12 protein-coding genes are annotated in these 12,487 nt (G+C 55.5%); 10 read left to right on the top strand and 2 right to left on the bottom strand.

Features of this window, described 5'->3' with window-relative positions; translation table 11 throughout:
- Nucleotides 1-195: 195 nt before the first annotated feature.
- The 3 genes from fmdA (at nucleotide 196) to AAC019_RS05310 (ending at nucleotide 3,258) form a co-directional block, all read left to right on the top strand.
- Nucleotides 196-1,428 (top strand): formamidase, encoded by a 1,233-nt coding sequence (gene fmdA / locus AAC019_RS05300; protein WP_339897556.1) that lies wholly within the window; start codon nucleotides 196-198, stop codon nucleotides 1,426-1,428.
- 3 nt (nucleotides 1,429-1,431) lie between these two features.
- Nucleotides 1,432-1,800 carry an FmdB family zinc ribbon protein gene (locus AAC019_RS05305; RefSeq protein ID WP_339897557.1) on the top strand — a complete coding sequence of 123 codons (369 nt, stop codon included), beginning with the start codon at nucleotides 1,432-1,434 and terminating at the stop codon, nucleotides 1,798-1,800.
- Nucleotides 1,801-2,022: 222 nt separating this feature from the next.
- A complete protein-coding gene (locus AAC019_RS05310; protein ID WP_339897558.1) occupies nucleotides 2,023-3,258 on the top strand; it encodes an MHYT domain-containing protein in 1,236 nt (411 codons plus the stop codon).
- A gap of 55 nt (nucleotides 3,259-3,313) precedes the next feature.
- On the opposite strand, the gene AAC019_RS05315 is transcribed toward AAC019_RS05310, so the two are convergent.
- Nucleotides 3,314-4,006: an amidotransferase gene (locus tag AAC019_RS05315; protein WP_339897560.1), complete on the bottom strand. Its 693-nt coding sequence runs from the start codon at nucleotides 4,004-4,006 to the stop codon at nucleotides 3,314-3,316.
- Nucleotides 4,007-4,176: 170 nt separating this feature from the next.
- Between AAC019_RS05315 and rhlB the strand changes: the two genes are divergently transcribed.
- The 3 genes from rhlB (at nucleotide 4,177) to AAC019_RS05330 (ending at nucleotide 8,170) form a co-directional block, all read left to right on the top strand.
- Nucleotides 4,177-5,814 carry an ATP-dependent RNA helicase RhlB gene (gene rhlB / locus AAC019_RS05320; protein WP_339897562.1) on the top strand — a complete coding sequence of 546 codons (1,638 nt, stop codon included), beginning with the start codon at nucleotides 4,177-4,179 and terminating at the stop codon, nucleotides 5,812-5,814.
- A 67-nt stretch (nucleotides 5,815-5,881) separates the two neighbouring features.
- The gene (locus AAC019_RS05325) at nucleotides 5,882-6,715 is read left to right on the top strand and encodes a DMT family transporter (RefSeq protein WP_339897563.1); all 834 of its coding nucleotides are present in this window, start codon (nucleotides 5,882-5,884) and stop codon (nucleotides 6,713-6,715) included.
- A gap of 72 nt (nucleotides 6,716-6,787) precedes the next feature.
- Complete coding sequence (locus AAC019_RS05330; protein ID WP_339897564.1) at nucleotides 6,788-8,170, top strand: MFS transporter; 1,383 nt, start codon at nucleotides 6,788-6,790, stop codon at nucleotides 8,168-8,170.
- Here AAC019_RS05330 and AAC019_RS05335 read toward each other — a convergent pair.
- Nucleotides 8,149-8,469: an MGMT family protein gene (locus tag AAC019_RS05335; RefSeq protein ID WP_339897565.1), complete on the bottom strand. Its 321-nt coding sequence runs from the start codon at nucleotides 8,467-8,469 to the stop codon at nucleotides 8,149-8,151. The two genes, AAC019_RS05330 and AAC019_RS05335, sit on opposite strands and share 22 nt — an antisense overlap.
- Before the next feature lie 84 nt (nucleotides 8,470-8,553).
- Here AAC019_RS05335 and AAC019_RS05340 point away from each other — a divergent pair, with 84 nt between their 5' ends.
- The 4 genes from AAC019_RS05340 (at nucleotide 8,554) to groL (ending at nucleotide 12,332) form a co-directional block, all read left to right on the top strand.
- Entirely contained in the window at nucleotides 8,554-9,579 is a 1,026-nt protein-coding gene (locus tag AAC019_RS05340) for a DUF481 domain-containing protein (protein WP_339897566.1), read from the top strand.
- A gap of 37 nt (nucleotides 9,580-9,616) precedes the next feature.
- Nucleotides 9,617-10,087, top strand: coding sequence for an FxsA family protein (locus AAC019_RS05345; RefSeq protein ID WP_339897567.1), 471 nt, complete (start codon nucleotides 9,617-9,619; stop codon nucleotides 10,085-10,087).
- Between the two features lie 254 nt (nucleotides 10,088-10,341).
- On the top strand, nucleotides 10,342-10,632 hold the full coding sequence (locus AAC019_RS05350) for a co-chaperone GroES (RefSeq protein WP_339897568.1): 291 nt from the start codon (nucleotides 10,342-10,344) through the stop codon (nucleotides 10,630-10,632).
- 50 nt (nucleotides 10,633-10,682) lie between these two features.
- The gene (gene groL / locus AAC019_RS05355) at nucleotides 10,683-12,332 is read left to right on the top strand and encodes a chaperonin GroEL (RefSeq protein ID WP_339897569.1); all 1,650 of its coding nucleotides are present in this window, start codon (nucleotides 10,683-10,685) and stop codon (nucleotides 12,330-12,332) included.
- Nucleotides 12,333-12,487: the final 155 nt, after the last annotated feature.

Genomic DNA, 12,487 nt, shown 5'->3' on the forward strand with positions numbered 1-12,487 from the left:
CACCGCCCACCGCCCACCGCCCACCGCCCACCGTCCACCGTCACCCCATATAAGCAATGCGTCAAATGACGTAGCTCACGGGCTATTTGTCGTATTGTCGATTGTGTCAGTGAACTCGATACTGAGGCCACATTCGCAGTCAGTCGCCATCGCGCCTTTGCTGCATTATTGCTGAGCTATTCAGGAGCCTAAGTCATGACAGAAACGATCGTCAAAATCGATTTATCCAAGTCGGCCTACGAGAACGACATGATTCACAACCGCTGGCATCCGGACATTCCGATGGTAGCTACGGTTAAGCCCGGCGACGATTTTATTATGGAGTGCTACGACTGGACCGGTGGCCAGATCGAAAACAACGACAATGCGGACGATGTGCGCGATGTTGATTTAACACAGGTTCACTTTTTGTCCGGCCCGGTAGGGGTTGAGGGCGCCGAGCCCGGCGATTTGCTGGTGGTAGATATTCTCGATATTGGCGCCTTTAAAGAAAGCCAGTGGGGATTTAACGGGTTTTTCTCTAAGCAAAATGGTGGCGGCTTTTTAACCGAGCACTTCCCTGAGGCGCAAAAATCTATCTGGGACTTTAACGGCATGTTTACCAAGTCGCGCCATATTCCCGGCGTCGAGTTTGCGGGTTTGATTCACCCGGGCTTAATTGGTTGTTTGCCATCAAAAGATTTGTTGGATACCTGGAACGAGCGCGAGCAGGGCCTGTATGACACCGAGCCCGAGCGTGTGCCGGCGCTGGCTACCTTGCCTTATGCAGATACCGCGCACATGGGCCGTATGCACGGTGACGAGGCCAAAGCGGCCGCGGCCGAAGGTGCCCGCACCGTGCCGCCGCGCGAGCACGGTGGTAACTGCGATATTAAAGATTTGTCGCGCGGCTCTAAAATTTACTTTCCCGTATACGTTAAAGGCGGTGGCCTGAGTGTGGGCGATTTGCACTTTAGTCAGGGTGACGGTGAAATTACTTTCTGCGGCGCTATCGAAATGGCCGGCTGGATTCATCTGCGGGTTAATCTGGTAAAGAACGGCATGGAGATGTACGGCGTTAAGAACCCGATCTTTAAGCCGAGCCCGATTACGCCGAAATACGATGACTACATTATCTTTGAAGGCATCTCGGTCGATGAGTACGGCGGTCAGCACTATCTGGATGTGCATGTGGCCTATCGCCAAGCGTGCCTTAACGCGATCGAGTTTTTAACCAAGTTTGGCTACAGCAAAGCCCAGAGTTATGCCATTTTGGGTTGTGCGCCAGTGCAGGGACACATCAGCGGGGTCGTGGATATCCCTAATGCCTGTGCCACCTTGTGGTTGCCCAACGATATTTTTGAGTTTGATATCAACCCCACCGCCGAGGGGCCGAAGAAAATGGTCGACGGTTCTGTCGATATTCCGCTGTCCAAAGATAAGGAGTAAGCCATGCCCGTTTACGACTATCGCTGCAGCGAGCACGGTGTGTTTAACGAGCTTGCCACTATGGACAAAAGCTCTGAGCCCGCCGCTTGCCCGCAGTGCGGCACCCTGTCAGGTCGCGTCATTATGATGTCGCCTAAGATTATGGATATGGCGCCGGGCAATCGCGAGGCTCATACCCGCAACGAGAAATCGCGGGACACGCCGGCTTTCTCTACCCCCGAATCGCGCGCCGAAGACAGAGCCCGCCGCGAGCATAAACACGGCAAAGGGTGCGGCTGCGGCGACAGTCCGATTCGTAAGTCGAAAGTGTTTTACACCCCCGATGGCAGCAAGATCTTTCCATCGGCCCGGCCCTGGATGATCAGCCATTAGCCGGGAGTAATGAGAGTGCTTGTTTGAGTACATGGAGTTTGAGGTTTGGGGAGCTTAGCTCCCCCTTTTTTTGCCTATAAAAAGCACTTAAGCGTTGAGCGGTTTGCCTGAGTTGCGCCGGAGTGTCTTTACATAAGCTTACATTGGCGGGTGATCTTTAATTCACTTTGGCGCGTAAAATCGCCGACCCTCCACTTCTGAACAGCTTATCGGTAGCTCAATATGACAGGTAGTTACAATTTAACGCTGGTATTTGCTTCATACTGCGTGGCGGTTATTGCCGCCTACACCGCGATTTACTTTGGTACCCGAATTTTTACTATGCACGATGGTGCCGGCCGCAAATTTTGGTTGGGCATGGGGGCTGTTTGTCTTGGCTCGGGCATTTGGTCGATGCACTTTGTGGGCATGAGTGCTTACACGATGCCCGCGGGTATGACCATGAGCTTTAGTGCGCCGCTGACGATTTTGTCCTGGATTCCCGCGGTACTGGCCTCGGCTTTGGCGCTGTATGTGATTACCCGGCCGACAGTCAGTGCCCTAAGTATTGTCGCCAGCGCGGTAATTATGGGCGCCGGTATTTGTGCCATGCACTACGGCGGAATGTACGCCATGCGTATGGACCCGCAAATTCAATACGATTCGCTAATTGTGGCTATCTCGGCTTTGATCGCGGTGGTGGCCTCGGGCGCGGCGTTGGTAATCTGTCGCCAAGTACGGGTAGTACCCGCTAAATATGCGATGGCGGTGAAGGTGGTTGCCGCGCTGGTAATGGGGGCGGCCATTTGCGGTATGCACTACACCGGGATGGCCGCTGCCAGTTACCCGATGCACGCCATGGCGGCTCACGACAATACGTTGCAGGGGCAGTGGATGGGTATACCCACCGCGATCGTCGCGAGCCTTGTGTTGCTATTGGCCCTGGTGGTTGCCTACCGCGATTTCAGGCAGGCCGAGCTAGAGCGCCGCAGCGCCGCTCAGGCGCACCATAAAGTCATGGAGAATGCGTTTGTGGATCAGGCCACCGGCCTTTCTAATCGCACACGCTTTGAGCAACAGCTGATGCAAAAGATAGCGGTAAGCGGTAACCGCTTTAGTGTGGTTTACATCGATATGAACGGCTATCGTGAGCTGAGTAATACTCTGGGAGAATCGGCGGCGCAAGAGATGGCGCAGGGATTTGCGACGGCGATAAGCGACGTACTTGGCCGTGGCTCGCAAGTGGCACGCTACAGCAGTGCAGGCTTTATTGCCATCGTCCCGCCACTTAATCAGAACGAGCTGGCGACGACTTTTACCCAACTTAAACGCGCACTGGCCGAGGTGCGTCACGCCGAGACTTATGGGCAGTGGTTACTGGGCTTTAGTCAGTACCCGGATTCGGCCAGCAATAGCCGCTTGCTGGTGCGCGAGGCACAAAAAACACGCTACAGCTCCGACCTTAACGCCGCCGCTTAATGGCGTGCGGTATTTGTCGTCTTAGCGGTTGCCGCTGGCGCCCTTAGGGCAATACTCAGGGTTTGTCGTCGGCCATAATCTCGATCATCTGGCCCATCAGCCTATGGATCGCGGCAAACTGTTCGGGGGTGCCGGCAATTGTCTCCGGAGGCTGCACAAAACGGCTGCCATCCAGCTCGGCACTGCAGTTGGCCAAAATCGCCCGGGCGGAGTCGGGGTTTGTTTCGACGTGAAACTGTAGCGCTAGCACCCGTTGGCCAATGGCAAACGCCTGTTGCTCGCACGCTTCGCTGCGGGCTAACTGAACCGCGCCCTGAGGCAGGGTAAAGGTGTCGCCGTGCCAGTGAAAAACGGTGGGGTTGTCGCTAAACAGTGAAGCATACATCGAGTGGCTGCTAATGCCCTGCAGCGGATGCCAGCCAATTTCACGGTGTTGCCCGGGTACCACGCGGGCCCCCAAAGCGCTGGCAATCAGCTGCGCGCCCAGGCAAATTCCCAGCACCCGTTTGTTGCCTGCGATAGCGTCGGCAATCAGCTGTTGCTCGGGGCCGAGCCAGGGGTGCTCGCGGGTGTCGCCAACACTCATGGGGCCGTCCATCACTACCAGCCAATCAAAATCGTCTGTTGCCGGTAGCGGGTCGCCGCGATAAAGGTGATGAGTGGTCACCTGAAAGCGGCGCGCGTTAAACTCATCGGCCATGCTGGCGATGTCTTCAAAGGGGACGTGCTGTAGAACACTGATACGCATAACAAGCTCCTTACCGCGAGAGGACGATCATAGTCGCCCGGGCGCGAGATTAACAAGCGTAGGCGCTGATTTTGCAGCCTCAGCCCTGCGCGCGTGGGCGGCACGAAAAGGGTTAATAGCCGCATAATCGTGTATACTCCGCCCACATTTTAATCAATAGGTGTTTTATTTTGATCGCAAAGCTGTTTAAGAAAATAGTCGGTGGCAGCAGCACACCGAAACAGGCCGATAACACCCGCCAAACGGCTGACTCATCCAGGCAGGCCGGTAGTCAAGCGCGCAAGTCGAGCAGCCGTGGCGACGCCCCCAAGGGCGCCGATAGCCGCGCCAAGCGCAGCACCAAGCCCGCCAACAAAAGCGCCGATAAATCACCCCAAGCGGCCAAAAGCTCCGCGCCCTCCAGGGGCAACGACACACCTAAAAGCACCTCAAGCTCTGGCGCGCCACGCAGCAAATCACGACGCCCGCCAAAGCAGCCGTGGGATATCTCGCAGTTTGCGGTGCCCGAGGTAGAAGGCAAGGTTCGCTTTCACGACTTTAATCTCGACAACGATTTGATGCACGCGATTGCCGATTTGGGATTTGAGTACTGCTCGCCGATTCAGGGGCAATCGCTACCGTTTGCCCTCAAAGGTCGCGATGTGGTGGGTAAAGCCCAGACGGGCACCGGTAAGACCGCGGCCTTTTTAACCGCCATTATTGAAGATCTGATTAAACACCCGCTCGAAGAGCAGCGCTACGCCGGTGAGGCGCGGGCGCTGGTGATTGCACCGACCCGCGAGCTGGTGATGCAGATTGCGGAAGACGCCGAGTTGCTGTGCAAGTACACCGATTTGCAAGTGCACACGCTGGTGGGCGGTATGGATTACGGCAAACAACAGCGCCGCTTAAACGATAGTTTGGTGGATATTTTGGTGGCCACGCCGGGGCGCTTGCTGGATTTTTGTCGCAACAAAGATGTGCATTTAGATCAGCTGGAAATCATGGTCATTGATGAAGCCGACCGTATGCTCGATATGGGATTTATCCCGCAAGTTCGGCAAATTGTGCGGCAGACACCGCGTCGCGAAGAGCGTCAGACGCTGTTCTTTTCGGCCACTTTTACCGATGAGGTGCACCGCTTGGTCGAGCAGTGGACCAACAACCCGGAGACGGTGGTGATTGAGCCCAAAAGTGTCGCCACGGATACCGTCACGCAGCATGTGTACCTGGCCAGCACCGATGAAAAATACACATTGCTTTACAACCTGATTCAGGATGACTCGGTAGAGAGCTTGATCGTGTTTGCCAATCGCCGGGACGAATGCCGCCGGCTGGAGGAGAAGCTCAAGCGCCACGGTATTAAGGTTGGATTATTGTCCGGCGAGATCGCGCAAAACAAACGTGTCTCCACCTTAAATGCCTTTAAAGACGGCACCATTAAAGTGTTGGTGGCAACGGATGTCGCCGGGCGGGGTATCCACATCGACGGTATCAGTCATGTGGTTAACTTTACTCTGCCTGAAGAGCCGGAAGACTATGTGCACCGAATTGGCCGCACAGGCCGTGCCGGCAACAGCGGCACCTCGATCAGCTTTGCCTGTGAAGACGATGCCTTTTTGCTGGAGCCCATCCAGACATTATTGGGGCGCGACTTGCGCTGCGAGCAGCCCCCCGAAGCGTTGCTGGCCGAAACCCCGCCCATGGCACCCGCGCCACGTCGCGCCCCCGGTGATCGCTCGTCGCGCGACGGTGGCCGAGGCAATAATCGTGGATCTGGCCGAGGCAATAATCGCGGCCCCCGAGGCGGTCAACGCTCGTCGCGCTGATCCTGTAACCCCTTTATGACGGCGAGCCGTGCTCGCCCCCAACCTTATGCATAGCGCTCGCTCGGCAATGTTGGTGTTACATTTGACGGTTGTGCTAATGGGCGCAACCGGCATTTTTGCGCGCGTGATTGATTTGCCCGCGTGGGAGATTACCGGTTACCGCACCGCCATTGCCGCGGCCGTGTTGTTTGCCTGGGTGCAGTGGCGCGAGGGCGCCGTGGGGCTCGATAGCGCCAGAGACTACGCCCGAATGCTGCTATTAGGGGTGCTGTTGGGGCTGCACTGGGTGACTTATTTTCACGCAATGCAGCTCTCCAGTGTGGCCATTGGTATGATTGCGCTGTTTGCCTACCCCGTTATGACGGTTTTTCTCGAACCTTTTTTTACCCGTATCCGGCTCAACTGGCGCGACCTGATAAGTGGTGTGTTAGTGCTGCTGGGTGTTTACCTGTTGGTGCCAGAGTTTGACCTGGCCAACAACACGACCCAGGGGGTGCTGTGGGGGCTGTTCTCGGCGCTGCTGTTTGCTCTGCGTAATATTTTACTGGGGCATTGGTTTAGCGAGGTGAGTGCGGCCCGCTCGCTGGCTTATCAAACGGCGGTTACTGCTCTGATGATCGCCCCGGCCCTGCTGTGGGTGGGCGAGCTGCCCCAGGTGGGGGACGTGGGGCTGGTACTGTTGTTGGGGGTACTGTTTACCGCTGTGGCGCACGCACTATTGGGTTATTCGCTGCGTTTTTTACGACCCAAGACGGTGGGCTTGGTCTCGTGCATGCAGCCGGTTTACGGTGTGTTATATGCGCTGCTGTTGCTTGGCAGTGTGCCGACTTTGGCAACCATTGTGGGCGGCTTGTTGGTGTCACTGGCGGCCTTTTACGAAACTTTGCAGGTGCGTCGATAGTTCCGTGTGAGCGGTGCTGCGCTGGCGTCTAATTTCTGTTAACGTTGCGCATTTGAGCAACCGGCCCGGGCTATGCAAAAGACAGGTACCGCTGCAGCCCATCCGTGGCTCGCGGCACTGCAACAATATCGCGACATCCGCCTGCTGTACGTCTTTTTACTGGGCTGCTCGTCTGGCTTTCCCTTCGTTTTAATTGGCTCTAACTTAACTGGCTGGCTGACCGATGCTGGCATCTCGCGTGCCGAGGTGGGGCTGGTTGGTGCGGTCTTTGTCGTGTACGCCATTAATTTTTTGTGGGCGCCGCTGCTCGACCGGGTAAAGCTGCCGTTTTTAACCCGCCGTCTGGGCTTGCGTCGCAGCTGGATCATCACCCTGCAAGGGCTCATGTTGCTGCTTATTTTAGGCGTCGTGGGAACCCAGCCCGAGGTCAGCCTGCTGTGGACTGGGGTATTGGCCTTGGGCATCGCTGTGTGCTCGTCGACCCACGATATCGCTATCGACGCCTACCGAATTGAGATTATCGGTGATGATGCTCCGCGTGTGCCCGCGGCCTCAGCCGTTAGTATCATCGGCTGGTGGACGGGCTATTCACTGCCGGGGTATCTGGCGTTTGCCAATGCCGATGCGATGGGGTGGTCCGGCGTTTACCTGTGGATGGCTTTGGTTATGGCGCTGCTGATGGGGTTTACTTTGCTGGTGCGCGAGCCCGTGACCGAGCGCGAGCAGCTACAAGCCGCCGCGCAATTGCGCTATGCCGGAGCGCTGCGTGCGGGCAGCAGCCAGCTCGAGCGCTTGCTGGTGTGGTTGAGCGTGACGGTAGTAGAGCCCTTTGCCGATTTCTTTCGTCGCAACGGTTGGCGTTTGGCGTTGTCGATACTGCTGTTTGTGTTTTTATTTAAAATTGGTGAGGCTTTTTTAGGGCGCATGTCCATCGTGTTTTATCGCGAGATTGGTTTCTCCAACGAGGATATTGCCCATTACTCTAAGCTGATCGGCTGGGGGCTTACGGTGGCCTTTACCCTGCTTGGCAGTACCATCAATATTCGCTACGGCATTGTGCGCGGCTTGTTTATTGGGGGTGTGGCGATGGCTGCCAGCAACTTAATGTTTGCCTGGATTGCCGTAACCGGCCCCAATGAAACCCTGTTTATGGCGGCCATCGTCGTCGATAACTTTTGCGCCGCCTTCTCGACCGTGGCGTTTGTGTCTTTGCTAACCTGGCTTACGGGGCGTGCGTTCTCGGGCGCGCAATACGCGCTGTTGGCTTCACTGGGCAACTTGGGGCGCACGACTCTGGCCTCGGGTAGCGGTGCGTTCGTCGATTGGTTGGGTGGTAACTGGGCGCTGTTTTTTGTATTAACAGCCCTGATGGTTATACCCGGTCTTGTTTTACTGTTAGTGATAGGACGGCAATTACAGCCGGGGGGAGAGACTCACTCGGCCAGCCAGCGGTAGTGGGCGAGGCGAATACGCTCTTGCTGGAAAACGACACCTTCGGTTTCCAGGCGGGCGCGTTGCTGTTTGGCGCCGTCGCCGCGCAATGACAATTTGCCAGTGGCGGCGACCACGCGATGCCAGGGTAGCTGAGTATCCTCCGGGAGGGCGCGCAGCCGGTTGCCAACCCAGCGTGCGGCACCGGGCCGTCCGGCCAGCGTGGCGAGTTGCCCGTAGGTGACAACCCGCCCGGCCGGAATGCGCGCCAGTACCGTGTACAGCGGCTCGGGTGGCGGATTGTGGGGTGGAGGCGTTTGCACGGATCGCATATAAATCCTTAAACGAAAGCAATTAGCCGATACACCGGCGTGTCTGTTTAGTGTAATGCGAGAGTGGTTACGAATGTGAAAAAACTGGGACTCATTGTACTTTTATTGCTTAAAGTCAGCGTGGCTCAGGCGGGTTTTGTCGAGTTGTTTAATGGCGACCGCCTTGAGGGGGACTTTGTTAAGCTCGACGGCGAGTCGTTGGTGTGGGCCAGCAGTAATTTTGGCGAGGTGAAAATCGCCCGCTCCAAGATCAAAAATATTAGTACCACAATGCCCATGAAGCTAAGCGGCAGTGCCACGCCCTGCCTGATTGACGGCATGAAACAGGAGTATTTATTTTACTCCTGTGGGGGCGACCCGGATCAGCGCAGTGTGCCCTTGGCCTCGCTCGATATCATGCTGCCGTTTGAGAGTCACATTGAGGGTGAATATACCTACCGGGGCAAATTTGGTTTGTCGGGCTTTTTTGCCGAGGGTAACGATGTTCGCAGCGATATAAAAATGAAAACTCAAATTGAATATCGCCGCAGTGAATTTCGTCATCATGGCAATTTTGAATACGCCAGCTATTCATCCGATAGAGAGGCGCCCGATGAGCTCTGGTTGGGGCGCTATACGCTGGATTGGTTTTTTCGGGAGCGTTGGTTCTGGACCAACGATGTATCGGTCGGGGCCGATGAGTCTCGCGGCGTTGAGCAGTACTACACTTTTGGTAGCGGTACCGGTTATCAGTTTTGGGAAAACTCCGATACCGCTTTATCCTTGACGGCCGGGTTGACGTATCTGAATGAGCAGTACGAGATACCCGAAGAGCCAGAGCCGGATTTTAGCGAGGTAAACGAACGATTCGCCCTGCGATTGGGAACTAACTTCCGCTATCTGTTGCCTTTTGGGGTATCGTTCTTTCATGAAAATGAAATTACCCGCTCATTGGAAGACAGCAGTGATTGGCGCCTGACCAGCGGCACCGGCTTTAGCACTTTGCTGGCCGGCGACTTGTACTCGGAGGTCAAGGTCGATTACAACGTGGATAACGAGCCCCAGCAGGACAAGCAGCGCGAGGATACCCGCTTAATGCTTGGGGTAAGTTATGATTGGTAGTCTATACCCTCACGCCGAGGCGTAAACTGGAGTTTTAATGCCGATATTCTTTCTTCTATTTATTGTTGTGCCATTACTGGAAATCGCCCTGTTTATTCAGGTGGGGGATCTTATTGGCGTTATGCCCACCGTGGCGCTGGTGGTGCTCACCGCCGTGTTCGGCGTATTGCTGTTGCGCTGGCAGGGGCTCGCTACCCTGATGCGTGCCCGCAACCGCATGCAGCAAGGGCAAGTGCCAGCGCAGGAGATGGTCGAGGGCATTATGCTCGCCTTTGCCGGCGCTATGCTGCTTACCCCTGGCTTTTTTACCGACACGGTGGGCTTTTTACTGTTGCTTCCGCCCTGCCGCAAGGCCTTGTTTGGCGCACTGGGGCGGCGCATTGTGGTGCAGGGTGGCCACATGGGGTCGCAGCAGGAGCCGCGCTCGTCGGGCCCGGGCGATGTCTACGACGGTGAGTTTCAGCGTACCGACGACGCCAAAAATGATCCGTCCCTGCCTAAAAAGTAATCAGTTTGGTGGGGTTTGGGTCGAATTCGCTTAAAACTTCCGCTTTTTTTGATTTTTTTCCCGCCCCGGCTATTGAAAACCCTAGCGGCCATCCCCACCTTTTGAGCAAGTTCGCAAGCGTATGGCCAATGCCCTGCGCAACAACCGAATTTTTGCCGGGTTCGGCAAGAGTCCGGGGTAACCCGGGTTAGACATTGTCGTTTTGACCTTTTTGTTACTACGCATTTAAACCTGCTAGTTGGAGATAGAAGTCCATGAATATTCGTCCGTTACACGATCGCGTTGTGGTTCGCCGCAAGGAAGAAGAGCAAACGACCGCTGGTGGTATTGTTTTGCCAGGCTCCGCCAAAGAAAAGCCCAATCAGGGTGAAGTAGTGGCGGTAGGTAATGGCCGCGTACTGGATAACGGTGACGTTCGTCCGGTTGACGTGAAAGTAGGTGACACTGTTGTGTTCGGCAAATACGCCGGCAGCGACACCATCGAGGTTGAAGGTGAAGAGTTGGTGATTTTGAGCGAAGGCGATATCAAAGCCGTTCTCGCTTAATCCCCGCCCCTTTTAGTGTTGTTGAACGATTTATTGCAAGGAATTGAATTATGTCTGCTAAAGAAGTGAAGTTTGGTGATAACGCCCGTCAGCGTATGGCAAAAGGCGTTAACATTTTGGCCGATGCCGTTAAAGCGACCTTGGGGCCCAAGGGCCGCAACGTTGTGCTGGAAAAATCTTTTGGCGCGCCGACCGTGACCAAAGATGGTGTTTCTGTGGCCAAAGAAATTAGCCTGGAAGACAAGTTTGAAAACATGGGCGCGCAGATGGTGAAAGAGGTTGCCTCTAAAGCCTCTGACGACGCCGGTGACGGCACCACTACCGCGACGGTATTAGCGCAATCGATTGTTAACGAAGGCCTTAAGTCAGTAGCGGCCGGCATGAACCCAATGGATCTGAAGCGCGGCATCGACAAAGCGGTAATCGCAGCGGTTGCTCACATTCAGTCTATTGCTCAGCCCTGTGATACCCCCAAAGCGATTGCTCAGGTGGGCACGATCTCGGCCAACAGTGACTCGCACATCGGTGACATTATCGCCGAAGCGATGGCTAAAGTCGGTAAAGAAGGTGTTATTACCGTTGAAGAGGGCACCAGCCTTGAGAACGAGCTGGACGTGGTTGAAGGTATGCAGTTTGACCGCGGTTATCTGTCGCCTTACTTCATTACCAACCAAGACAACATGATGGTTGAGCAGGACGCCCCTTACGTTCTGTTGGTTGACAAAAAAATCTCTAACATCCGCGAGTTGCTGCCAACTCTGGAAGCAGTAGCCAAATCGGGCAAGCCGTTAGTCATTGTGGCCGAAGACGTTGAAGGCGAAGCGCTGGCCACCTTGGTGGTAAACAACATGCGCGGCATTGTTAAAGTGTCTGCGTGTAAGGCGCCTGGTTTTGGTGATCGTCGCAAGGCTATGCTGCAAGATATCGCGGTACTGACTGGTGGCACCGTGATCAGCGAAGAAGTAGGCCTGGATCTGGAAAACGTTACTCTGGAGCACCTGGGTACCGCCAAGCGCGTCACCATGAGCAAAGAGAACACCACCATCGTTGACGGTGCCGGTGACGCTAAAGAGATTGAGTCTCGCGTTGCGCAAATCCGCACTCAGATCGAAGAAACCAGCTCCGATTACGATCGCGAAAAGCTGCAAGAGCGTGTTGCTAAGCTGGCGGGCGGTGTTGCCGTTATTAAAGTTGGCGCCGCTACCGAAATGGAAATGAAAGAGAAGAAAGCCCGTGTAGAAGATGCGTTGCACGCAACCCGCGCAGCGGTAGAAGAGGGCGTTGTACCCGGCGGTGGTACTGCCTTGTTGCGCGCCGTGGCTGCCATCATGGATCTGAAGGGTGACAACGAAGAGCAAGACGCGGGTATCGCTATTGCCCGTCGCGCCATGGAAGCGCCGCTGCGTCAGATCGTGACCAACGCCGGTGAAGAGGCCTCGGTTGTGGCCGATGTGGTTCGCAAAGGTGAAGGTAACTTCGGCTTTAATGCTGCCACCGGTGTGTACGGCGATATGCTGGAGATGGGTATTCTGGATCCGGCTAAAGTAACCCGTACCGCGTTGCAAGCGGCGGGCTCGGTTGCTGGCCTGATGATTACCACCGAAGCCATGGTAGCTGATAAGCCTGACGAAGGCGGTTCAGCTGGTGCCCCGGATATGGGTGGCATGGGCGGTATGGGTGGTATGGGTGGCATGATGTAAGCCCAACCCCAATAAAAGGCACCTACCTTGTAGGTGCCTTTGTTTTATGGGGCTATACTTTGGCCTCACAATTGCTTCATTACAACCAGCATCGGCATTAAGACCCGTCGATGACCAATCTTACAAATACCGGCTTGAACCGGTGTAGTATTTTC

Origin of the sequence: uncultured Gilvimarinus sp., assembly GCF_963975215.1 — a bacterium.
Classification (GTDB): Bacteria; Pseudomonadota; Gammaproteobacteria; order Pseudomonadales; family Cellvibrionaceae; genus Gilvimarinus.